Annotated in this window: 19 protein-coding genes and 1 tRNA gene; 8 read left to right on the top strand and 12 right to left on the bottom strand. The window is 71.1% G+C overall.

All coding sequences use genetic code 11. The annotated features are described in order from the left end of the window. The first annotated feature begins 136 nt into the window (after positions 1–136). Together ACIDOF_RS26430 and ACIDOF_RS26425 are read left to right on the top strand one after the other, a co-directional pair. Positions 137–1,981, top strand: coding sequence for a PQQ-binding-like beta-propeller repeat protein (locus ACIDOF_RS26430; RefSeq protein WP_409008593.1), 1,845 nt, complete (start codon positions 137–139; stop codon positions 1,979–1,981). A gap of 194 nt (positions 1,982–2,175) precedes the next feature. Further along, positions 2,176–2,889, top strand: coding sequence for a LuxR C-terminal-related transcriptional regulator (locus ACIDOF_RS26425; protein WP_409008592.1), 714 nt, complete (start codon positions 2,176–2,178; stop codon positions 2,887–2,889). On the opposite strand, the gene ACIDOF_RS26420 is transcribed toward ACIDOF_RS26425, so the two are convergent. Continuing rightward, complete coding sequence (locus ACIDOF_RS26420) at positions 2,843–3,127, bottom strand: hypothetical protein (RefSeq protein ID WP_409008591.1); 285 nt, start codon at positions 3,125–3,127, stop codon at positions 2,843–2,845. The two genes, ACIDOF_RS26425 and ACIDOF_RS26420, sit on opposite strands and share 47 nt — an antisense overlap. A gap of 20 nt (positions 3,128–3,147) precedes the next feature. Then, positions 3,148–4,818, bottom strand: a complete 1,671-nt coding sequence (locus ACIDOF_RS26415; RefSeq protein WP_409008590.1) for a sodium:solute symporter family protein — start codon at positions 4,816–4,818, stop codon at positions 3,148–3,150. A gap of 193 nt (positions 4,819–5,011) precedes the next feature. Here ACIDOF_RS26415 and galT point away from each other — a divergent pair, with 193 nt between their 5' ends. The 4 genes from galT to ACIDOF_RS26395 all read left to right on the top strand — a co-directional run bounded on the left by galT (position 5,012) and on the right by ACIDOF_RS26395 (position 9,534). Continuing rightward, on the top strand, positions 5,012–6,067 hold the full coding sequence (gene galT / locus ACIDOF_RS26410; protein WP_409008589.1) for a galactose-1-phosphate uridylyltransferase: 1,056 nt from the start codon (positions 5,012–5,014) through the stop codon (positions 6,065–6,067). Next, positions 6,064–7,035, top strand: coding sequence for a UDP-glucose 4-epimerase GalE (galE, locus tag ACIDOF_RS26405; RefSeq protein WP_409008588.1), 972 nt, complete (start codon positions 6,064–6,066; stop codon positions 7,033–7,035). Before galT ends, galE begins: the two co-directional genes overlap by 4 nt. Continuing rightward, positions 7,032–8,168 carry a galactokinase gene (gene galK, locus ACIDOF_RS26400; RefSeq protein WP_409008587.1) on the top strand — a complete coding sequence of 379 codons (1,137 nt, stop codon included), beginning with the start codon at positions 7,032–7,034 and terminating at the stop codon, positions 8,166–8,168. Before galE ends, galK begins: the two co-directional genes overlap by 4 nt. A 538-nt stretch (positions 8,169–8,706) precedes the next feature. Continuing rightward, the gene (locus tag ACIDOF_RS26395; protein WP_409008586.1) at positions 8,707–9,534 is read left to right on the top strand and encodes a LuxR C-terminal-related transcriptional regulator; all 828 of its coding nucleotides are present in this window, start codon (positions 8,707–8,709) and stop codon (positions 9,532–9,534) included. Here ACIDOF_RS26395 and tamR read toward each other — a convergent pair. Then, complete coding sequence (gene tamR, locus ACIDOF_RS26390) at positions 9,493–9,990, bottom strand: MarR family transcriptional regulator TamR (RefSeq protein WP_282512666.1); 498 nt, start codon at positions 9,988–9,990, stop codon at positions 9,493–9,495. The genes ACIDOF_RS26395 and tamR overlap by 42 nt on opposite strands. A 131-nt stretch (positions 9,991–10,121) precedes the next feature. Between tamR and ACIDOF_RS26385 the strand changes: the two genes are divergently transcribed. Beyond that, the gene (locus ACIDOF_RS26385) at positions 10,122–10,934 is read left to right on the top strand and encodes a trans-aconitate 2-methyltransferase (RefSeq protein WP_409008585.1); all 813 of its coding nucleotides are present in this window, start codon (positions 10,122–10,124) and stop codon (positions 10,932–10,934) included. A gap of 122 nt (positions 10,935–11,056) precedes the next feature. On the opposite strand, the gene ACIDOF_RS26380 is transcribed toward ACIDOF_RS26385, so the two are convergent. Both ACIDOF_RS26380 and ACIDOF_RS26375 read right to left on the bottom strand, forming a co-directional pair. After that, positions 11,057–11,749 carry a TetR family transcriptional regulator gene (locus ACIDOF_RS26380; RefSeq protein ID WP_409008584.1) on the bottom strand — a complete coding sequence of 231 codons (693 nt, stop codon included), beginning with the start codon at positions 11,747–11,749 and terminating at the stop codon, positions 11,057–11,059. Positions 11,750–11,761: 12 nt separating this feature from the next. Then, the gene (locus tag ACIDOF_RS26375) at positions 11,762–12,763 is read right to left on the bottom strand and encodes an acyl-CoA desaturase (RefSeq protein WP_409008583.1); all 1,002 of its coding nucleotides are present in this window, start codon (positions 12,761–12,763) and stop codon (positions 11,762–11,764) included. A gap of 316 nt (positions 12,764–13,079) precedes the next feature. Here ACIDOF_RS26375 and ppc point away from each other — a divergent pair, with 316 nt between their 5' ends. Next, positions 13,080–15,842 (top strand): phosphoenolpyruvate carboxylase, encoded by a 2,763-nt coding sequence (gene ppc / locus ACIDOF_RS26370; protein WP_409008582.1) that lies wholly within the window; start codon positions 13,080–13,082, stop codon positions 15,840–15,842. Positions 15,843–16,155: 313 nt separating this feature from the next. Here the strand turns inward: ppc and ACIDOF_RS26365 are convergent, their stop codons facing one another. The 7 genes from ACIDOF_RS26365 to ACIDOF_RS26335 all read right to left on the bottom strand — a co-directional run bounded on the left by ACIDOF_RS26365 (position 16,156) and on the right by ACIDOF_RS26335 (position 21,799). Continuing rightward, entirely contained in the window at positions 16,156–16,839 is a 684-nt protein-coding gene (locus ACIDOF_RS26365; RefSeq protein ID WP_409008581.1) for an LPXTG cell wall anchor domain-containing protein, read from the bottom strand. A 208-nt stretch (positions 16,840–17,047) separates the two neighbouring features. After that, the gene (locus tag ACIDOF_RS26360; protein ID WP_409008580.1) at positions 17,048–17,524 is read right to left on the bottom strand and encodes a hypothetical protein; all 477 of its coding nucleotides are present in this window, start codon (positions 17,522–17,524) and stop codon (positions 17,048–17,050) included. Between the two features lie 84 nt (positions 17,525–17,608). Beyond that, positions 17,609–18,205 (bottom strand): aminoacyl-tRNA hydrolase, encoded by a 597-nt coding sequence (gene pth / locus ACIDOF_RS26355; protein WP_409008579.1) that lies wholly within the window; start codon positions 18,203–18,205, stop codon positions 17,609–17,611. A gap of 95 nt (positions 18,206–18,300) precedes the next feature. Then, positions 18,301–18,888 (bottom strand): 50S ribosomal protein L25/general stress protein Ctc, encoded by a 588-nt coding sequence (locus ACIDOF_RS26350; RefSeq protein ID WP_409008578.1) that lies wholly within the window; start codon positions 18,886–18,888, stop codon positions 18,301–18,303. Between the two features lie 192 nt (positions 18,889–19,080). Next, positions 19,081–20,055 (bottom strand): ribose-phosphate diphosphokinase, encoded by a 975-nt coding sequence (locus ACIDOF_RS26345; protein WP_409008577.1) that lies wholly within the window; start codon positions 20,053–20,055, stop codon positions 19,081–19,083. 102 nt (positions 20,056–20,157) lie between these two features. Then, positions 20,158–21,609, bottom strand: coding sequence for a bifunctional UDP-N-acetylglucosamine diphosphorylase/glucosamine-1-phosphate N-acetyltransferase GlmU (gene glmU / locus ACIDOF_RS26340; protein WP_409008576.1), 1,452 nt, complete (start codon positions 21,607–21,609; stop codon positions 20,158–20,160). Between the two features lie 119 nt (positions 21,610–21,728). Beyond that, positions 21,729–21,799: transfer RNA gene (locus ACIDOF_RS26335), tRNA-Gln, on the bottom strand. Positions 21,800–21,804 lie beyond the last annotated feature (5 nt).

The raw sequence follows: 21,804 nt of genomic DNA, 5'->3' as shown, positions 1-21,804 counted from the left end.
CCCGGTCCCGTGAGCCGCCGCTCGCGGGACCGGGGAACGCCCCACCGCTCGTACGACCGGCCCGCCGCCCCCCTTCGTCCCCAGCCTCCGCTCCGCAGTGCCGGAGGAAAGAGACAGGCAGACAGGTAGAGATCAGATGACCCAGCCGCCGCAGCCGCCCCAGCCGCCGAACCAGCCCCCGCAGGGCGGGTTCGGCGCCCCGCAGGACCCGCCGAAGGACGGCTTCGGCAAGCAGCAGAGCCCGCCGCCCGCGAGCCCGCCGCCGGCCGGTCCGCCGCCCGCGGGCGCTCCGCAGAGCCCGCCGCCAGCCGGCGGCTTCGGCGCTCCGCCCCCGCCCGCCCCGGGCACGCCCCCGCCCGCGTACGGCTACCCGCAGGGCCCCGGCACCCCGCCGCCGCCCCCGCAGGGCCAGCCGGGCGCTCCGGGCGCTCCGGGCCAGCAGGGGTACGGCTACCCGGGCGCTCCCGGCGCTCCGGGCCAGCAACCGCCGTACGGCTACCAGCAGTTCCCGCAGCAGCCGCAGCCGGTGACCCAGCCGATGGGCGGCCCCGGCGGTCCCGGCGGCAAGAAGATCAACGCGCAGCTGGCGATCATCGTCGCCGCGGTGGTCGCGGTCGCGCTGATCGTCGGCGGCGGCTTCTGGTACGCGTCCTCGTCCGGTGACGAGCCGAAGGAAGAGGCGAAGACCGGCGAGACCAAGGGCGGCGAGAGCGGCCCGTCCGGCGGCGGCGACGAGAAGGTGCCGTCGGACCCGGCGGCCCAGGTCCGCTTCCAGCTGCCCGCCCCGAAGGTCCCGGCGGACACGACGCTGAGCGTCAAGGGCTCCTGGCTCACCGACGACGTGTACGCGAAGAGCGGCCCGAGCAAGATCGTCGGGTACGGACCGGAGGACGGCAAGGAGCTGTGGACGCTCCCGCTGTCCGGCCCGACCTGCGCCGGCTCCCGCCAGGTCTCGGACGACGGCCTGGCCGCCGTGGTCTTCGAGGCCGCGGGCAAGAAGGAGTACAACGGCTGCAGCCAGATCGCCGTCTTCGACACCAAGACCGGCGACAAGCTGTGGCAGAAGAGCGTCAGCGACGGCGGTGACAAGGCCGACTTCCAGGAGATCGTCATCTCCGGCCAGACCGTCGCCGTCGGCGGCGGCACGGACGGCGGCGCCGCCTTCGACCTGAAGTCCGGAAAGCCCCGCTGGACCCCCAAGCCCTCGGACACCTGCAAGGACGCGGGGTACGCGGGCGGCGAGCAGCTCGTCGCGGTCCGCGAGTGCGGCTCGTACGACAACCCGCGGGTCGAGGTCCAGCTGATCGACCCGGAGTCGGGCACGCCGAAGTGGACGTACAAGCTGCCCGCCGGCATCGACAACGCCAAGGTGATGTCGACGAAGCCGGTGGTGTTCGGCGTGGACTCGGGTGACATCACGGCCACCGGTGTCACGGACATCTTCGCCCTGGACGAGGCGGGCAAGCTGCGCAGCAAGGCGGCTCTCGGCGAGCGGGAGTACCAGTTCGACTGCGATGTGAACATGGTCCAGGAGTGCTCCGGCGTCGCCGTCGGCAACGACCGGGTGTACGTGCCGACGGCCCAGCACCAGGGCAGCGGCGACTACGGCATGACGAACGAGATCGTCGCCTTCGACCTGGCCACCGGCGAGACCGTCGGCCCGAAGGCGGACGCGGGCGAGAGGTACCAGATGCTGCCGCTGCGGATGGACGGCAACAACATCCTGGCGTACAAGGTCCCGCCGTACGACAAGGGCGGTCAGGTCGTCACCATCGACCCGAAGACCATGAAGCAGACCGTGCTGCTGGAGAACCCGGCGCAGGAGGACATCCGCGACGCCGAGACGCAGTACTCGCTGCCGGACGGGGCCGAAATGCTCTACGGCGACGGCGGCTTGTTCATCTCGGACAAGCTGATGTCGAAGCCGAGCGCGGCCGACACCCGCAAGCGGCACCTCGCCGTGGTGTTCGGCACGAAGTAGCCGAAGCGGGCCACAGCGCCGCGGGCCGTCTCCCTTCGCTGGAGGGAGACGGCCCGCGTGGTGTTTTCGGGCAGGACGGGCGGCATCTCTCCGGTAGGGGGCGCGCGATGTCGAACAAGCGTGTAGCTTCCGGGGAACGGCGGGCCCGGGGGTCCCGTCTCCGACGGGTCGAAGGGGATCTGGGGGGTAGCGCGATGGCCGTGCGGCTCATGGTGGTCGACGATCACCGTCTGCATGCCGAGGCTCTCGCCTCGGCCCTGAAACTCCGCGGCCACCGGGTGCTCGCCGCGGCCGCCCCGGCCGCCGGCGCGGCCGACCTGGTGGTGCAGCGGGCGCCCGAGGTCTGCGTCCTGGGCACGGCGGCCCCGGCCGAGCCGGGCGCGTTCGACCCGGTGGTGCGGATCAAGCGGGACCGTCCGCAGGTGGCCGTCCTCGTCCTCGGGCCGGTGCCGTCGCCGCGCGGGATAGCGGCCGCGTTCGCCGCCGGCGCCTCCGGTTACGTACGGCACGACGAGCGGATCGAGGGCGTCGAGCGGGCCATCATGAAGGCCAGGGCGGGGGAGGCGGCGGTGGCGCCCGGGCTGCTGCAGGGGGCGTTCGCCGAGCTGCTCAACCCGGCGGCGCAGCCCGACGACGAGGGCAACCGGCTCCTTCAGCTGCTCACGCCGCGCGAGGTCGAGGTCCTGGTGCGGGTCGCCGACGGCGAGGACACCCGGCTGATCGCGGCCGGCATGGGCATAGCGCCGAGCACGGCCCGTACGCACGTCCAGCGGGTCCTGATGAAGCTGGACGTCGGCTCCCGCCTGGAGGCGGCGGCGCTGGCCGCGCGTACGGGCCTGCTCGACCGGGCCACGACGGCGGCTACGCCTGAGGGGCCTCGGCCGGAGCCGGAGCCTGGGCCGGCCTGAGCCGCAGCCAGACCAGGAAGAACAGGCCGAGGGCGAGCATCGCCAGGCCGGTCCACAGGTTGATGTTGACGTCCTGCGCCTTCTTCAGGTCGGCGTCGGACGCGGTGATCCCGGCGATCGTGACGATCACGCCGTAGACCACGAACAGGCCGCCGATGATGCGCCGGATGTCGAAGAGCCGGGCGGCGGTGGCGGACTTGGCCTCCAACTCGGAGACTTCACGCTGCAGTTCGGACATTCTGGGTGCCTCCGATCGGATCAGAAGGAGTACGGGACGTAGCAGGCGGCGGCGAGGACGATCGCGCCCCAGCCGAGCAGCGCGGGCTTGCGGTACCAGACCTGGTCGGCCTCCTCCGGAAGCTCCTCCATGCCGGGCGACTTGGTGCCGTACACCAGACCGGCCAGCTCGGCCTCCGGCTTGGGCGCGGTGAACAGGGTGACGAGGACCATCACCACGGCGCCGGCGACGAAACCGACGATCGCGGAGACGAAGTTGGCGCCCTGGTCGGAGGGGATGTCGATGACGCCCTGCTTGTAGATGACGAAGTAGTTGACCATCGCCGCGGTGGTGCCCGCGACCAGGCCCCACACACCGGATTTCATGGACGCCCTCTTCCAGAACATGCCGATGATGAAGACCACGAACATCGGCACGTTGAAGAAGGAGAACAGCGTCTGCAGGTACCCCATGATGTTGCTGAAGCTGGCGGCGAGGAAGGCCGTGCCGATCGAGGCGACCACACCGATCGCGGTGATGAGCCGCCCGAACTTCAAGTAGTACGTGTCCTCACGGCCCTTGACCACGTACTTGGCCCAGATGTCCGCCGTGAACACGGTGTTGAAGGACGAGACGTTCGCGGCCATGCCCGCCATGAACGCGGCGAGCAGACCGGTCACGGCTATGCCGAGCACGCCGTTGGGCAGCAACTCCTGCATGAGCAGCGGGATCGCGTCGTTGTACGTGAGGTCGGAGCCCGCGGTGCCGATCTTCGGGACGAGGACGGCGGCGACCAGGCCGGGGATCATCACGATGAAGACGATGAAGATCTTCGGGAACGCGGCGATCAGCGGCGTGCGCTTGGCGGCGGACAGGTTCCGCGCGGACAGGGCGCGTTGCACCTCGGCGAAGTTGGTCGTCCAGTAGCCGAAGGACAGCACGAAGCCGAGGCCGAGCACGATCGTCAGCCAGTTCGCGCCCAGCGGGTTGGGGTCGCCGATGCCCGTACCGCCCCACGCCGTGAGGAAGTTGCCGCCGTGCTGCCCGGTGAGCGATTCGCTGAGGCCGTCCCAGCCGCCGACCCGCTTGAGGCCGAGGATCGTGAGCGGGATCAGCGCGGCGAGGATCACGAAGAACTGCAGGACCTCGTTGTAGATCGCCGAGGAGAGACCGCCGATCGTGATGTACGCGAGGACGAAGAACCCGGCGACGACGATCGACACCCACTGCGGCCAGCCGAGCAGTGCCTCGACGACGATCGACAGGGCGTACAGGTTGACGCCCGCGATCAGGATCGACGCGAAGGCGAACAGGACCGAGCTCAGCAGATGTGCGGACTTGTCGAACCGCTGGAGCAGGAACTCGGGAACGCTTCGGACCTTGGAGCCGTAGTAGAACGGCATCATCACCAGGCCGAGGAAGACCATGGCCGGGATCGCGCCGATCCAGTACCAGTGCACGACGGCCACGCCGTACTGCGCGCCGGTCGCGGCCATGCCCAGGATCTCGGTGGCGCCGAGGTTGGCGGCCACGAAGGCGAGGCCCGTGACCCAGGCGGGCAGGGAACGCCCGGAGAGGAAGAAGTCGAGGCTGGTCTTCACGCTGCGCCGGGCGGCGAAACCGATGCCCAGGACGACGGCGAAGTAGATCGCCAGGATCGCGTAGTCCAGCCCGTTGGTGGGGAGCCGTAGCCCGTCGGCCAAGTAGTGCATGGGGGGTCTCTCGCTGTCTCTCGCTTCGTTGCGCGAACTGATCAGACCGGAACCTACGCCCCCAGCTTCAGAAACTGAACACTTGTGTTGGTGTTCTTTGTTTGATTGTGATCGTTGACGGTGCTGTTCAGTTATGGTTTCTTATGTTGGTTTCTGTTTGTGTGTACGTGGCTGAGATGGGGGAGTCCCAGACGTGAAGAAGACCTCGACCCGGCTCGCCGACGGTCGTGAGCTCATCCACTACGACCTGCGCGACGACACCGTCCGCACGGCCGTCGACCCCCGCCCCCTCGACCCGGTCGGCGCCGGCTCCGAGATCCGCGAGGACCCGCTGCTCGGCGACTTCGTGGCCGTCGCCTCGCACCGCCAGGCCCGCACCTACCACCCGCCGGCCGACGAGTGCCCCCTCTGCCCCTCCACCGGCGAGCGGCACACCGAGATCCCGGACTCCTCGTACGACGTCGTCGTCTTCGAGAACCGCTTCCCGTCCCTCGCCGGGGACTCCGGGCGCTGCGAGGTCGTCTGCTTCACCTCCGACCACGACGCGTCCTTCGCCGACCTCACCGCGGAGCAGGCCCGGCTCGTCCTGGACGCCTGGACCGACCGCACCGCCGAGCTGTCCCACCTCGACTCCGTCGCGCAGGTCTTCTGCTTCGAGAACCGCGGCGCCGAGATCGGCGTGACCCTCGGCCACCCGCACGGCCAGATCTACGCCTACCCGGACGTCACCCCGCGCACCGCCCTGATGCTCCGCAGCCTCGCCGCCCACCGGGACCGCACCGGCCGCAACCTCTTCGACGACGTCCTGGCCCGCGAATCCGCCGGCGAGCGGGTCGTCCTGGAGGGCGAGCACTGGATCGCGTACGTCCCCTACGCGGCGCACTGGCCGTACGAGGTGCATCTGCACCCCAAGCGGCGCGTGCCCGACCTGCTCGGGCTCGACGAGGCGGCGCGCACCGAGTTTCCACAGGTCTATCTGGAACTCTTGCGGCGCTTCGACCGGATCTTCGGCCCCGGTGAACCGCCCACGCCGTACATCGCGGCCTGGCACCAGGCGCCGTTCGCGGACCTGGCGGAGTTCGGAGTGCGCCGCGACGACTTCGCGCTGCACCTCGAGCTTTTCACCATTCGCCGCACTTCCGGCAAGCTGAAGTTCCTCGCGGGTTCCGAATCCGGCATGAGCGTGTTCATCAACGACGTGCCGCCGGAGACCGCGGCCGAGCGACTGCGAGAGGTAGCGAGTAAATGAGCGGCAAGTACCTGGTCACCGGTGGCGCGGGCTATGTCGGCAGCGTGGTGGCGGCGCATCTGGTCGAGGCCGGCCACACCGTGACCGTGCTCGACAACCTCTCCACCGGCTTCCGCGAAGGCGTCCCCGCGGGCGCCGAGTTCATCGAGGGCGACATCCGCGACGCCGCCAAGTGGCTGGACTCCTCGTACGACGCGGTGCTGCACTTCGCCGCGTTCTCGCAGGTCGGCGAGTCCGTCGTGAAGCCGGAGAAGTACTGGGAGAACAACGTCGGCGGCACCATGGCGCTGATCGCCGCGATGCGCTCGGCCGGCGTCCGCAAGCTGGTGTTCTCCTCGACGGCCGCCACGTACGGCGAGCCCGAGGAGGTCCCGATCCGCGAGACCGCCCCGACCGCGCCCACCAACCCGTACGGCGCCTCCAAGCTCGCCGTCGACCACATGATCAGCGGCGAGTGTGCGGCCCACGGGCTCGCGGCCGTCTCGCTGCGCTACTTCAACGTGGCCGGCGCGTACGGGGAGTTCGGCGAGCGGCACGACCCCGAGTCGCACCTCATCCCGCTCGTCCTCCAGGTCGCGCAGGGCCGCCGCGAGGCCATCTCCGTCTTCGGCGACGACTACCCGACGCCGGACGGCACCTGCGTACGCGACTACATCCACGTCGCCGACCTCGCCGAGGCCCACCTGCTCGCCCTCGACGCCGCGACCTTTGGCGAGCACCTGATCTGCAACCTCGGCAACGGCAACGGCTTCTCCGTCCGCGAGGTCGTCGAGACCGTGCGCGAGGTCACCGGGCACCCGATCCCCGAGGTCATGGCCCCGCGCCGGGGAGGCGACCCGGCCGTCCTGGTCGCCTCCGCGGACGCCGCCCGCGAGAAGCTCGGCTGGAACCCGTCCCGCGCGGACCTCGCCGGGATCGTCGCCGACGCGTGGGCGTTCGCGCAGCGTTCTCCGGGGGCGGGCGAGTGACGGTCACCGAGACCTTCGAGTCGCTCTACGGCCACGCCCCCGACGGAGTCTGGGCGGCCCCCGGGCGCGTCAACCTGATCGGCGAACACACCGACTACAACGACGGGTTCGTGATGCCCTTCGCGCTGCCGCACACCGCGGTCGCCGCGGTCCGCCGCCGCGACGACGGCGTGCTGCGGCTGCACTCCGCGGACGTCGAGGGCGCCCCCGTCGAGCTCCGCGTCGACGAGCTCACCCCGTCGGGCGGCTGGACGGACTACGTCGCGGGCGTCGCCTGGGCGCTGCGCGACGCCGGGCACACGGTGGGCGGCGCCGACGTCCACATCGAGTCGACGGTGCCGACGGGCGCGGGCCTGTCCTCGTCGGCGGCACTGGAGGTCGTCACGGCCCTCGCGCTCTGCGAGCTGTACGAACTCGGCCTGCAGCGCTGGCAGTTGGCCCGCCTCTGCCAACGCGCCGAGAACGTGTTCGTGGGCGCCCCCACCGGCATCATGGACCAGACCGCCTCCGCCTGCTGCACGGACGGCCACGCCCTGTTCCTCGACACCCGCGACCTCGCCCAGCGGCAGGTCCCCTTCGACCTCGCGGCGCACGGCCTGTGCCTGCTCGTGGTCGACACCCAGGTCAAGCACGCCCACAGCGACGGCGAGTACGGCAAGCGCCGCGCGGGCTGCGAGACCGGCGCGGACCGACTCGGCGTCACGGCCCTGCGGGACATCCCGTACGAGGACCTGGACGCGGCCCTCGACCGGCTCGACGACGCGGAGGTACGGCGGCTCGTCCGGCACATCGTCACGGAGAACCGGCGCGTGGAGCGGGTCATCGACCTCCTCGCGGCGGGTGACGTGCGGGCGATCGGCCCCCTCCTCACCGAGGGGCACGCGTCCCTGCGGGACGACTTCCGCATCTCCTGCCCGGAGTTGGACCTGGCGGTCGACACGGCCCTGTCGGCGGGGGCGCTCGGGGCGCGGATGACCGGGGGAGGGTTCGGGGGGTCGGCGATCGTGCTGGTGGAGGCGGCCTCGGCGGAGACGGTTTCGAAGGCGCTGCGAGCGGCCTTCGAGACCGCGGGCTTCCGGGCGCCGCGCGTCTTCACGGCCACCCCTGCGCCGGGGGCGCGCCGCGTCTCGTAGCCCTCAGCGGGCGGCTCCGGCGGTGCGTCGTTCGTCTGCGGCTTTCGCCGTGGCCACTCGCGCAGTTCCCCGCGCCCCTATCGGGGCACGGATTCCCCCGCCCCCGCCCCCCCCGCTGTGGGCAGGCGTTCCGCAGGGCGGAACGGGTGGGCACAGCGGTCACCACGACGGTGGGAAAGCCGAACGACGACCCCCGGACAGCCCCTCCGGCGTTTGAGGAGCGGGGGGTCGGGGGCGGAGCCCCCGGAGCGTTCGGGTCGGCCAGTTGTGTCTCAACTCCGGACCCAGTTCTGCGAATCAGCCGACGGGGCGGGCGGCCCGCCGTACTCTGATGGGCAGCACCGGTGGGGGCCGGTGCTGATCAGGGGGCGAGACAGCCGGGTACGTCGCCCGGAGTGGGGGTAGCAGTCAGATCACGGCGGCGGCCGTGATCCCGCACTCCGGGCGCCGTACCCGTGCCGCTGTCGCAATGTCCGTCTCCCACCGGGGGGTTCGGGGGGCCGGAGCGCTCCCCGGAACACGAGCCTGGGGGTATCACGTGGTCCGTATCCGGGTTTTGGTCGTCGACGACCACCGCATCTTCGCCGAATCGCTCGCCGCCGCACTCGCCGCCGAGCCCGATGTCGACGTGGCGGCCGCCGGCAGCGGCCCCGCCGCGCTGCGCTGCCTGGAGCGCGGCGCCGCCGAGGGCCGCCGGTTCGACGTCCTGCTCGTCGACGCCGACCTCGGCGCGGCCCCGCACACCGCGGCGCCGCTCCCCGGGATGCGCGCGGCACCCCCGCCCGACCGGAACGGGACCGCGCATGGGCACGGGGACGGGGACGAGCAGGGCCCCGCGGACGGCATCTCCCTGGTCGCCGACGTGCGCGCCGCCAGACCCGGCGTGCGCACGGTCGTGCTCGCCGAGAGGGACGAACCGCGCCGCGCCGCCCGCGCCCTGCAGGCCGGGGCGTCCGGCTGGGTCGCCAAGGACTGCTCGCTGTCCCGCCTGCTCACCGTCGTACGCGGAGTGCTGCGGGACGAGACGCATCTGCCGCCCGCCCTGCTGACCGGCGTCCTGCGCGAACTCACCGCGGCCCGCAAGCACCGCACCGAGAGCGAGCGGCTCGTCGAGTCCCTGACGCCGCGTGAACGGGAAGTGCTGCGCTGCATGGTCGCGGGCCTGGGGCGCAAAGCTGTCGCCGAGCGCCTCTTCCTGTCACCGCACACCGTCCGGACGCATATGCAGAACGTCCTGGGGAAACTCGGAGTCCACTCCACCCTCGCGGCCGTCGCGCTCGCCCGGCGCGCGGGCGTCGCCCCCGCCGACCCGGGGCCGGGCGCGCTAGCCGGGGATGTTGTCGAACGGGGCGGTCAACTGGCGTAGCAGCCCGGCGAGTTCGCCCCGCTGCGTACGCGACAGCTCCGCCAGGATGGCCCGCTCCTGGTCGAGCAGACCGGCCAGCGCCTGGTCCGCCCGGTCCCGTCCCTCCGGGGTCAGCCGGACCAGCACACCGCGCCGGTCACTGGGGTCGGGAAGCCGCTCGACCAGGCCTTTCTTGGCGAGCCTGTCGATGCGGTTGGTCATCGTGCCGGACGTGACGAGCGTCTGCGTGAGCAACTGACCCGGCGACAGCTGGTACGGGGCGCCGGCCCGGCGGAGCGACGTCAGTACGTCGAACTCCCAGGGCTCCAGGTTGTGCTCGGAGAAGGCAAGGCGACGGGCCCGGTCGAGATGGCGGGCGAGCCTGCTCACCCGGCTCAGCACCTCGAGCGGTTCCACGTCCAGGTCGGGGCGCTCCCTGCGCCACGCCGCGACCAGCCGATCGACCTCGTCCTCCATGGCGATCAGTGTAGTGGGTCCCTCGATGTGAAGTCTCTTGACGTCGAGAGATATTCTCGCTTCGCTGTGGGCATCGTCGCGAAGCAAGTGCCTTCCGGATCTGCACCGCGTACCTGGCAGGGAGCTCGAACATGCATTCCGCACCAACCTGGGACCCGCAACAGTACCTCCGTCACTCCAGCCACAGGACCCGCCCCTTCCTCGATCTGCTAGAGCACATACCGGAGTTGCCCACCGCAGCCCCCCGCATCGCCGACCTCGGCTGCGGCCCCGGCAACGTCACCGCCCTCCTCGCCGACCGCTGGCCCACCGCCCACATCACCGGGTTCGACAGCTCACCGGAGATGCTCGCCAAGGCCGCCGACCTCGCCGGCCCCACCCCCGGCGGCGGCCGGCTCGACTTCCGGCCCGCCGACGCCGCGGACTGGGTGCCCGACGAGCCGTACGACCTGATCGTCTCCAACGCGGCGCTCCAGTGGGTGCCCAACCACCCCGAGTCCTTCCCCGTCTGGATCGACTCGCTCCGCCCCGGCGGCACCCTCGCCTTCCAGGTGCCCGGCAACTTCACCTCGCCCAGCCACGCGCTGCTCGGCGAGCTCTGCGACGCCCAGAAGTGGCGGGACCGGCTCGGCGACCACGGCCGGCGGTTCGTGCACATCCTCGACCCGGCCGACTACCTGATCCGGCTCACCGACCTCGGCTGCGAGGCCGACGCCTGGGAGACCACGTACTCCCAGCTGCTGCAGGGCGAGGACCCCGTGCTCGACTGGGTCAAGGGCACCGCCCTGCGCCCCGTCCTCACCGAGCTCGCCGACGACCCGGACGCGGCCGCGGACTTCCTCGCCGAGTACCGGGACCTGCTCCGCAAGGCGTATCCGCCGGGCCCGCACGGCACCGTCTTCCCGTTCCGCCGGATCTTCGCCCTCGCCCACAAACCCGGCTGACGCACTCCGCACGACCCATCCCGTACGACACGTAACGACACATCCCGTACGAAAAAGACGGGCACAGCGGCCGATCGCCGCCGTGCCCGTCCCGCGTTCCCGGTCCGTCGTGCTCGCCGGGCTCAGTTCTTGCGGTGCCCTATCAGCCGCGGCTTCGCCTCCAGGCCGTCCAGGCCGTGCCACGCCAGATTCACCAGGTGCGCCGCCACCTCCGCCTTCTTCGGCTTGCGGGCGTCCAGCCACCACTGGCCGGTCAGCGCGACCATCCCCACCAGCGCCTGCGCGTACAGCGGCGCCAGCTTCGGGTCGAAGCCGCGGGCCTTGAACTCGCGGCCCAGGATGTCCTCCACCTGCGTCGCGATGTCCGAGATCAGCGAGGCGAACGAACCCGTGGACTGCGGAATGGGGGAGTCGCGGACCAGGATCCGGAAACCGTCCGTGTACTCCTCGATGTAGTCGAGGAGCGCGAACGCCGCCTGCTCGCACAGCTCCCGCGGATGCCCGGCCGTCAGCGAACCCGTCACCATGTCCAGGAGCTGGCGCATCTCCCGGTCCACGACCACCGCGTACAGACCCTCCTTGCCGCCGAAGTGCTCGTACACCACCGGCTTGGAGACGCCCGCCTTCGCGGCGATCTCCTCCACCGACGTGCCCTCGAAGCCCTTCGCCGCGAACAGGGTGCGGCCGATCTCCAGGAGCTGCTGCCGCCGCTCGGCCCCGGTCATCCGCGTACGCCGACCGCGCCGAGCCTTGTCGGTGCGGTCACTGCTCGTGCTGCTCGGGGTGCTTGAGTCGGTCGCCACGACCCCCATCATGCCGTGTCCGGCTCAGGCCGCGTCCGCCACCTGCGGCTTGCGCCGGGAGTCGATACGCGACTGGGACGGCCAGCGCACGTCCCGCGCCCAGCCGAGCAGCTCGAACCAGCGGATGAGGCGCGCCGACGAGTCCAGCTGGCCCCGCATCACCCCGTGCCGCGCGGACGTCGGGTCGGCGTGGTGCAGGTTGTGCCAGGACTCGCCGCAGGACAGGATCGCCAGCCACCACACGTTCCCGGACCGGTCCCGGGACTTGAACGGGCGCTTGCCGACCGCGTGGCAGATCGAGTTGATCGACCACGTCACGTGGTGAAGGAGCGCGACCCGGACGAGCGAGCCCCAGAAGAACGCCGTGAACGCGCCCCACCACGACATCGTCACCAGGCCGCCCACCAGCGGCGGGATCGCGAGCGACAGCATCGTCCAGTAGATGAAGTCACGCGAGATCCGCCGGATCGCCGGGTCCTTGATCAGGTCCGGCGCGTACTTCTCCTGCGGCGTCTGCTCCTCGTCGAACATCCAGCCGATGTGCGCCCACCACAGGCCCTTCATCAGCGCCGGAACGGTCTCGCCGAACCGCCACGGCGAGTGCGGGTCGCCCTCCGCGTCGGAGAACTTGTGGTGCTTGCGGTGGTCGGCCACCCACCGCACCAGGGGGCCCTCCACCGCCATCGAGCCCGCCACCGCGAGCGCGATCCGGAGCGGCCGGTTCGCCTTGAACGAGCCGTGCGTGAAGTAGCGGTGGAAGCCGATCGTGATGCCGTGGCAGCCCAGGAAGTACATGAAGACGAGCAGGCCGAGATCCAGCCAGCTCACCCCCCACCCCCAGGCCAGCGGCACCGCGGCGAGCAGTGCGAGGAACGGAACCGTGATGAACAAGAGCAGGGTGATCTGTTCGAGCGAACGCTTCTGCTCCCCGCCGAGCGTGGCGGACGGCAGCGGCGCCTCGTCGCCCGGCTTCCGCTGCGCGGATTCCTTCGGGGCGTCGTCGATCACTTCGGACCTCGTGGTCATGGGCGTCCCCTGTGGGGTCGAGGGTTTTCGGCAGGTGCGCCGGGTCACGGGAATCCTTGCGGTCCTTCCGCCGGTCCGGCGCGGTCTCGCCACGCTGTTCCTACGGTTGCGTAACCTACGGCGACGTAAGTATGGCAGCGCTCGCCCCGGCCACAAGTGGCCACCGGTGAGGCCTGTCGGGCCGCGACCTATCCTGGTGGCGTCGGACAGCGTGGTCCGCTCTGAGTCTTCCCCGGAATCCGGAGATCCAGCTCGGATCAACCGGAACGCCGAGTTCCCTCCAGATACGAGCTCAACACTGCAAGGAGCCGCACCTGTGAGCAGTGCCGACCACCAGACCGCAAGCACCAGCACCGGAGCCACCGCCGGCGCCACCACGAGCGCCGCCCTGCGCGCCGACATCCGGCGCCTCGGCGACCTCCTCGGCGAGACCCTCGTACGGCAGGAGGGCCCCGAGCTCCTCGACCTCGTCGAGCAGGTCCGCGCCCTGACCCGCGAGGACGGCGAGGCCGCCGCCCGCCTCCTCGGCGAGACCGAGCTGGAGACCGCCGCCAAGCTGGTGCGCGCCTTCTCCACCTACTTCCACCTCGCCAACGTCACCGAACAGGTGCACCGCGGCCGCGAGCTCGCCGTCCGCCGCGACGCCGAGGGCGGCACCCTCGCCCGCACCGCCGACCTCCTCAAGGACGCCGACCCCGCGCACCTGCGGGAGACCGTCGCCCACCTCAACGTGCGGCCCGTCTTCACGGCCCACCCCACCGAGGCCGCCCGCCGCTCCGTCCTCAACAAGCTCCGCCGCATCGCCGAGCTCCTGGAGTCGCCGGGCTCCGCCGCCGACCGGCGCCGCCTCGACCTGCGCCTCGCCGAGAACATCGACCTCGTCTGGCAGACCGACGAGCTCCGCGTGGTCCGCCCCGAGCCCGCCGACGAGGCCCGCAACGCCATCTACTACCTGGACGAGCTGCACGCCGGCGCCGTCGGCGACGTCCTGGAGGACCTCACCGCCGAACTGCAGCGCGTCGGCGTCGAGCTGCCGCCCGGCACCCGCCCGCTCACCTTCGGCACCTGGATCGGCGGCGACCGCGACGGCAACCCCAACGTCACCCCCGAGGTCACCTGGGACGTCCTGATCCTGCAGCACGAGCACGGCATCACCGACGCCCTCGAACTCGTCGACCACCTGCGCGGACTGCTCTCCAACTCGATCCGGTACGCGGGCGCCACCGAGGAGCTGCACAGCTCCCTGCAGGCCGACCTGGAGCGCCTCCCCGAGATCAGCCCCCGCTACAAGCGCCTCAACGCCGAGGAGCCGTACCGCCTCAAGGCCACCTGCATCCGGCAGAAGCTCGTCAACACCCGCGAGCGCCTCGCCAAGGGCACCCCGCACGAGGCCGGCCGCGACTACCTCGGCACCGCCGAGCTGCTCCAGGACCTCACCCTGCTGCAGACGTCCCTGCGCGAGCACCGCGGCGGCCTGTTCGCCGACGGCCGGATGGACCGCACGATCCGCACCCTCGCCGCGTTCGGCCTCCAGCTCGCCACCATGGACGTCCGCGAGCACGCCGACGCCCACCACCACGCGCTCGGCCAGCTCTTCGACCGGCTCGGCGAGGAGTCCTGGCGGTACGCCGACATGCCGCGCGACTACCGGCAGAAGCTCCTCGCCAAGGAGCTCCGCTCCCGCCGCCCCCTCGCCCCGCGCCCGGCCCCGCTCGACGCCGCGGGCCAGAAGACCCTCGGCGTCTTCGAGACCGTCAAGAAGGCCCTCGCGATCTTCGGCCCCGAGGTCATCGAGTCGTACATCATCTCGATGTGCCAGGGCGCCGACGACGTGTTCGCCGCCGCCGTCCTCGCCCGCGAGGCGGGCCTGATCGACCTGCACGCCGGCTGGGCGAAGATCGGCATCGTGCCGCTCCTGGAGACCACCGACGAGCTCCGCGCCGCCGACGTCATCCTCGACGAGATGCTCGCCGACCCCTCGTACAGGCGTCTTGTGTCTCTCAGGGGCGACGTCCAGGAGGTCATGCTCGGGTACTCGGACTCCTCCAAGTTCGGCGGCATCACCACCTCGCAGTGGGAGATCCACCGCGCCCAGCGCCGCCTGCGCGACGTCGCCCACCGGTACGGCGTGCGGCTTCGCCTCTTCCACGGCCGCGGCGGCACCGTCGGCCGCGGCGGCGGCCCCTCGCACGACGCGATCCTCGCCCAGCCCTGGGGCACCCTGGAGGGCGAGATCAAGGTGACCGAGCAGGGCGAGGTCATCTCCGACAAGTACCTCGTGCCGTCCCTGGCCCGGGAGAACCTCGAACTGACCGTCGCCGCCACGCTGCAGGCCTCCGCGCTGCACACCGCGCCCCGCCAGTCCGACGAGGCCCTGGCCCGCTGGGACGCCGCGATGGACACGGTCTCCGACGCCGCGCACGCCGCGTACCGCAAGCTGGTCGAGGACCCCGACCTGCCGACGTACTTCCTCGCCTCCACGCCCGTGGACCAGCTCGCCGACCTGCACCTCGGCTCGCGGCCCTCCCGCCGGCCCGGCTCGGGCGTCTCGCTCGACGGGCTCCGCGCCATCCCGTGGGTGTTCGGCTGGACCCAGTCCCGGCAGATCGTCCCCGGCTGGTTCGGCGTCGGCTCCGGTCTGAAGGCGCTGCGCGAGGCCGGCCTGGACACCGTCCTGGACGAGATGCACGAGCACTGGCACTTCTTCCGGAACTTCCTCTCCAACGTGGAGATGACGCTCGCGAAGACCGACCTGCGCATCGCCCAGCACTACGTGGACACCCTCGTTCCGCAGGAGCTGCGGCACATCTTCGAGACCATCAAGGCCGAGCACGACCTCACCGTCCGCGAGGTCCTGCGCGTCACCGGCGGCGAGAAGCTGCTCGACAGCAACCCCGTGCTCCAGCAGACCTTCGCCATCCGGGACGCCTACCTCGACCCGATCTCGTACCTCCAGGTCGCCCTGCTCAAGCGCCAGCGCGACGCCGCCGCGGCCGGCGCCGAGCCCGACCCGACGCTGAGCCGCGCCCTGCTCCTCACGGTCAACGGCGTCGCCGCGGGCCTGCGCAACACGGGCTGACCGCAGGGGAGTTGGCCTTCGCCCCTCCTGGCCGCACGGGTGCCCGGCACGGATCTTGTTCCGCGCCGGGCGCCGGTGTGTTCGGGGGGGGCGGGTCCTGGCGGCGGTTCCGCTCCGGCACCGGCGCGCCGCAGCCGCCCGCCGCGGGCCTCCGCAACACCGGCTGGCGGCCGGGGAGTTGCCCGGCTCGCCCCTTCGCTCCTCGCCCCTCGCCTCTCGCCCCTCTCCCTCCGCCTCTCGCCCCTGCCTCCGCCCGCGAACGCACCGGCGCCCGGCACGGATCGCTCCGCGCCGGGCGTCGGTGTGTGCGGTTCTAGCTCGCCGCGCCCGCCCTGCGACGGCGGGCGACCAGCCAGCCGCCGACGCCGAGCAGGGCCGCGGCGGCCACGGACATCCCCACGACGGGCGCACTGCTGCCGGTCTCGGCCAGGTCGCCGCCGCCCTGCCCGGACGGGGGCGTCGCGGACGGCGCGGGCGCGGCGGAGGACTCCGAGGGCTCGGGCGCGCCGGGCTTCCCGGGCGTCTCGGGCTTTCCGGGGGACGACGGCTCGGACGCCGAGGGGGCCGGAGCGGTCGGCTCGCCGCCCTCCTCACCGTCCTCGCAGTCCGTCCAGAACACCTTGTGCTTCGCCCGGCCGTGCTCGCCGTCGAACGTCCAGAACAACTTGTAGTGCCCGTCCGGCAGCGACAGGTCCTGCGTACGCCCGTGCCCCTCCGCGTCCGGCGTGAGCGAACCGGACTTCACCTTCTCGCCCTTCACCCCGGCCGTCGGGGCCCACGACTCGATCCACCACGTGGCGGTCTGCCCGGCGTCGAAGCCGAACGCGTCGAGGTAGAAGGTGCAGACGTGCGGCTCGTTCTTGCGGAGTTCCTCGCCGGTGCCGGCGTCATGGATCTTCACCGTCCCGTTGTCGCCGGGAGGCGTCGCATGGGCGGGAGCCGCAAGGAACAGAGCGGAAGCTGCGGCCACAGCCGCCGCGCAGGTCAGGGTACGCATGGGCGTCCTACTTCTGGAGAGGGGTGCCATGGGATGCGGGGGGGATGCCGTGGGGGGGGGTGCCCTGAGGGGGCGGCTCAGCTTCCTGCCCGGCGGCGGGCCGGTCAAGGCGCAGAAATCCGCATCCGCCCCGTGCGCCCCGCAACGCCCCAATGGTTCACCGTAACGATCGGGTGAACGACCCGTCCCCGTACCCGATTCGGCACCCTCACAACGTCGCGAACGACGCCACGAGCAGCACCCCGCCCGTGAGGCCCACGCCCCACGCCAGCCGTGCATGCCGCAGACCGCCGCCGATCACCACGGCCGCAAGGAGCAGCGCGCCGCCCAACGGCACCCACGCGTGCAGAAAGCCCGGGCCGCCCGTCCGTACGACCTCGTCCGTGCCCGGCTTCACCGCGACCGGCACGCGGGCGCCCTTGCGCTCACCGATCGACCGGTCGATCACCACAGTCCTGCGCGGCTTCCCGGAGGCGTCGGCCGGCGCGAACGAACCCGAACACGCCTCGCCCTCGCAGCGCGCGACCGTCATCACGCCCTGCTCGCGGTCCTCCACGAACATCACGTGCTGCGCCGTCGCCCACGACGTCCACACCCCGGCCACGAGCAGCAGCAGCGCCAGCAGGACGGACCCGGCACGCCGACCGAACAACAGCAGACCCGGCTTGGCAGTAGCGGCAGACATGGCCGCGATCCTTGGCCAAGAATGAGCCCTCGGTCAAGCTCGGCCGCGAACGAGGGCCTCGGGGAGACGCGCCCTAGCTCCGGCTCAGGAGTTGTACGTACTCTGCGCCCGCTCCAGGCCCTCGATGACCAGCGCCTCCACCGCGTCCGCGGCCCGGTCCACGAAGTAGTCGAGCTCCTTGCGCTCCGCCCCGGAGAAGTCCTTCAGGACGAAGTCCGCGACCTGCATCCGGCCCGGCGGCCGACCGATCCCGAACCGCACCCGGTGATAGTCCGAACCCATCGCCTTCGTCATCGACTTGAGGCCGTTGTGCCCGTTGTCCCCGCCGCCCAGCTTCAGCCGCAGCACACCGAAGTCGATGTCCAACTCGTCGTGCACGGCGACGATGTTGGCCGTCGGCACCTTGTAGAAGTCCCGCAGCGCCGTCACCGGCCCGCCCGACAGATTCATGTACGACATCGGCTTGGCCAGCACCACCCGGCGGCTGCCCGGACCCGGCGGACCCACCCGGCCCTCCACGACCTGCGCCTGCGCCTTCCCGTGCCGCTTGAAGCCGCCGCCCATCCGCTGCGCCAGCAGATCGACGACCATGAAGCCCACATTGTGGCGATTGGCCGCGTAACCCGGCCCCGGATTCCCCAGACCCGCAATCAGCCAGGGCGCGTTGGCGTCGCTCGACATTCAGACCGTCTCCCCAAACAGAACAACAGGCACAAACGAACCGATGCCGGGCACCGTCGCAGCACGACGGTACCCGGCACCGGAACAGCGGCGGATCAGGCCTCCGCGGACTCTTCCTCGGCCTCGGCCGGGGCCTCCTCGGCCTGCGCGGCCAGGACCTGCAGGACGACGGCGTCCTCCTCGACGGCCAGGGTGGTGCCCTTGGGCAGCGGGATGTCCTTGGCCAGGACGGACGCACCGGCGTCCAGACCGGCGATGGAGACCGTCACGGACTCGGGGATGTGCGTGGCCTCGGCCTCGACCGGCAGGGAGTTCAGAACGTGCTCGAGCAGGTTGCCGCCCGGGGCCAGCTCGCCCTCGGTGTGCACCGGAACCTCGACCTGGACCTTCTCGCCGCGCTTCACGAGCAGCAGGTCGACGTGCTCCAGGATGCCCTGACGCAGCACGTCACGCTGGACGGCCTTGGGGATGACCAGCTGCGACTTGCCGTCGATGTCCAGGTTGATCAGGACGTTCGGGGTCTTCAGCGCCATCAGGGTGTCGTGGTGCGGCAGCGTCACGTGCACCGGGGCCTCGCCGTGACCGTAGACAACGGCGGGCAGCTTGTCGGCGCGACGCAGACGGCGGGCGGCACCCTTGCCGAACTCGGTGCGGGTCTCGGCGGAGATCTTGACCTCAGACATGCTTTTCACTCCTCGTACGGGTGAGAAACGGACAGGTCACCCGGCCACGAACGGCCTGCTACGAAGAGCGCGTCGATAACGGATCCGCACGAAAAAGTGCGGCCTCCCTCGCCGAGCAACTTCAGCAGTCTACTCGGCGGGAAGGCCGCACCAGAAATCGATCTACGAGGGGCCCGGGGGAACCCGAGGGGCCTACTGCTCCTCGAAGAGGCTCGTCACCGAGCCGTCCTCGAAGACCTCGCGCAGCGCACGCGCGATCGTCGGCGCGATCGACAGCACCGTGATCTTGTCCAGCTCCAACTCGCTGGGCGTGGGCAGGGTGTTGGTGAACACGAACTCGCTCACCTTCGAGTTCTTCAGACGGTCCGCGGCCGGGCCCGAGAGCACGCCGTGCGTCGCCGTCACGATGACGTCCTCCGCGCCGTGCGCGAACAGGGCGTCCGCGGCCGCGCAGATCGTGCCACCGGTGTCGATCATGTCGTCGACCAGGACGCAGACGCGGCCCTTCACGTCACCGACGACCTCGTGCACGGTGACCTGGTTCGCCACGTCCTTGTCGCGCCGCTTGTGCACGATCGCCAGCGGGGCGCCCAGACGGTCGCACCAGCGGTCGGCCACCCGCACGCGGCCGGCGTCCGGGGAGACGACCGTCAGCTTGTCCCGGTCGACCTTCGCGCCCACGTAGTCCGCGAGGATCGGCAGGGCGAACAGGTGGTCCACCGGGCCGTCGAAGAAGCCGACGATCTGGTCCGTGTGCAGGTCGACCGTCACGATCCGGTCGGCGCCCGCGGTCTTCATCAGGTCCGCGACCAGCTTCGCCGAGATCGGTTCACGTCCGCGGTGCTTCTTGTCCTGCCGCGCGTAACCGTAGAACGGCACGATCACCGTGATGGACCGAGCGGAGGCCCGCTTCAGCGCATCGATCATGATCAGCTGTTCCATGATCCACTTATTGATCGGAGCCGTGTGGCTCTGGATCAAAAAGCAGTCCGCACCACGTGCCGACTCCTGATAGCGCACATAGATCTCGCCGTTGGCGAAGTCGAACGCCTTGGTCGGAACGACGCCGATGCCCAACTGGTGGGCGACCTCCTCGGCCAGCTCGGGGTGGGCGCGGCCGGAGAAGAGCATCATCTTCTTCTCGCCGGTCGTCTTGATCCCGCTCACAGCACAGTCTCCTCAGACGTGTTCATCGCAGCCCTGAATACGAGCCAGCCGAAATAACGTGCACCTATCACGGTACGCCGCCTCAGACGCACCTGTTTCCGGTCAGCCTTCGCCTTCCGTCTCCGAGGCGGCCGCCTGAGCCGCCTTCGCAGCCGCACTCCCGGGCCGCTTCCGAGCCACCCAACCCTCGATATTCCGCTGCTGGCCGCGGGCGACGGCCAGCGAACCGGGCGGAACATCCTTCGTGATCACAGACCCCGCAGCGGTGTACGCACCGTCCCCGACCGTGACAGGAGCCACAAACATGTTGTCCGAGCCGGTCCGGCAGTGCGACCCGATCGTCGTGTGGTGCTTGTCCTGGCCGTCGTAGTTCACGAACACACTCGCCGCCCCGATGTTGGAGTGCTCGCCGATCGTCGCGTCCCCCACGTACGACAGGTGCGGCACCTTCGTCCCCGCCCCGATCGTCGCGTTCTTCATCTCCACGTACGTACCGGCCTTCGCCTGCGCGCCCAGCCGCGTCCCCGGCCGCAGATACGCGTACGGGCCCACCAGCGCCCCGTCGCCGATCTCCGCGCCGTCCGCCACCGTGTTGTCCACGCGCGCGCCCGCGCCCACCGACGTGTCCGTCAGCCGGGAGTTCGGGCCCACCTCCGCGTCCGCGCCGATGTGCGTGGCGCCGAGCAGCTGCGTACCGGGATGCACCACCGCGTCCGCGTCGAACGTCACCGACACGTCCACGAACGTCGACGCCGGGTCCACCACCGTCACGCCGGCCAGCATCGCCCGCTCCAGAAGCCGGTCGTTCAGCGTCCGCCGCGCCTGGGCGAGCTGCACCCGGTTGTTGATCCCCGCGATCTCCCGGTGGTCCGCCGCGACCGAGGCGCCCACCCGGTGGCCCGCCTCCCGCAGGATGCCGAGCACGTCCGTCAGGTACTCCTCGCCCTGACTGTTGTCCGTACGCACCTTGCCGAGGGCGTCCGCGAGGAGCGCGCCGTCGAAGGCGAACACACCCGAGTTGATCTCCCGGATCGCCCGCGTCGCCGCGTCCGCGTCCTTGTGCTCCACGATCGCCGTCACCGCGCCCGCGGCGTCCCGCACGATCCGGCCGTACCCGGTCGCGTCCGGGACCTCCGCCGTGAGGACCGTCACCGCGTTGCCGTCCGCGGCGTGCGTGCCCGCCAGCGCCTGCAGAGTCTCCCCGGTCAGCAGCGGGGTGTCGCCGCACACCACGATCACGGTGCCGTCCACCGGGCGCTCCGCCGCCAGCTCCTCCAGGCCCATCCGCACCGCGTGCCCGGTGCCGTTCTGCTCCTCCTGCACCGCCGTGCGGATCGCGGCGTCGGACTCGGCGAGGTGCGCGACGACCTGCTCCCGCGCGTGCCCGACGACCACGACGAGCCGCTCGGGGCTCAACTCCTGCGCGGCGGACACCACATGGCCGACGAGGGAACGCCCGCAGATCTCGTGCAGGACCTTCGGAGTCTTGGACTTCATGCGGGTGCCCTCACCCGCTGCAAGGACGACAACGGCGGCCGGGGGTGTGGCGCTCACGGAAATGCCCTTCGGCTCAGGATGTGTTGCGGGGTGGACATCCGCAGGATACCGGGGCGTTGTGGGGCGGAAATGGGGACGGGTCCTGACCGGCTAGGTCAGGACCCGAACTTGAGTAGCTCCCGGGGGAGGACTCGAACCCCCATGATCAGAACCAAAATCTGACGTCTTGCCCTTAGACGACCCGGGATGGGC

This window comes from Streptomyces sp. Da 82-17 (genome assembly GCF_046098215.1).
GTDB lineage: Bacteria > Actinomycetota > Actinomycetes > Streptomycetales > Streptomycetaceae > Streptomyces.
Note: the sequence above shows the minus strand (reverse complement) of the source record. Positions and strands in the feature narration are given on the sequence as shown.

Coding starts and splice junctions, on each gene's coding strand:
- ACIDOF_RS26375 (WP_409008583.1), bottom strand. CDS start 12,763: ATGACCACGAGGTCCGAAGTGATCGACGACGCCCCGAAGGAATCCGCG.
- ACIDOF_RS26365 (WP_409008581.1), bottom strand. CDS start 16,839: ATGCGTACCCTGACCTGCGCGGCGGCTGTGGCCGCAGCTTCCGCTCTG.
- ACIDOF_RS26360 (WP_409008580.1), bottom strand. CDS start 17,524: ATGTCTGCCGCTACTGCCAAGCCGGGTCTGCTGTTGTTCGGTCGGCGT.
- ACIDOF_RS26425 (WP_409008592.1), top strand. CDS start 2,176: ATGGCCGTGCGGCTCATGGTGGTCGACGATCACCGTCTGCATGCCGAG.
- tamR (WP_282512666.1), bottom strand. CDS start 9,990: ATGGAGGACGAGGTCGATCGGCTGGTCGCGGCGTGGCGCAGGGAGCGC.
- ACIDOF_RS26350 (WP_409008578.1), bottom strand. CDS start 18,888: ATGTCTGAGGTCAAGATCTCCGCCGAGACCCGCACCGAGTTCGGCAAG.
- ACIDOF_RS26415 (WP_409008590.1), bottom strand. CDS start 4,818: ATGCACTACTTGGCCGACGGGCTACGGCTCCCCACCAACGGGCTGGAC.
- ACIDOF_RS26380 (WP_409008584.1), bottom strand. CDS start 11,749: ATGATGGGGGTCGTGGCGACCGACTCAAGCACCCCGAGCAGCACGAGC.
- galE (WP_409008588.1), top strand. CDS start 6,064: ATGAGCGGCAAGTACCTGGTCACCGGTGGCGCGGGCTATGTCGGCAGC.
- pth (WP_409008579.1), bottom strand. CDS start 18,205: ATGTCGAGCGACGCCAACGCGCCCTGGCTGATTGCGGGTCTGGGGAAT.
- ACIDOF_RS26385 (WP_409008585.1), top strand. CDS start 10,122: ATGCATTCCGCACCAACCTGGGACCCGCAACAGTACCTCCGTCACTCC.
- ACIDOF_RS26420 (WP_409008591.1), bottom strand. CDS start 3,127: ATGTCCGAACTGCAGCGTGAAGTCTCCGAGTTGGAGGCCAAGTCCGCC.
- ACIDOF_RS26430 (WP_409008593.1), top strand. CDS start 137: ATGACCCAGCCGCCGCAGCCGCCCCAGCCGCCGAACCAGCCCCCGCAG.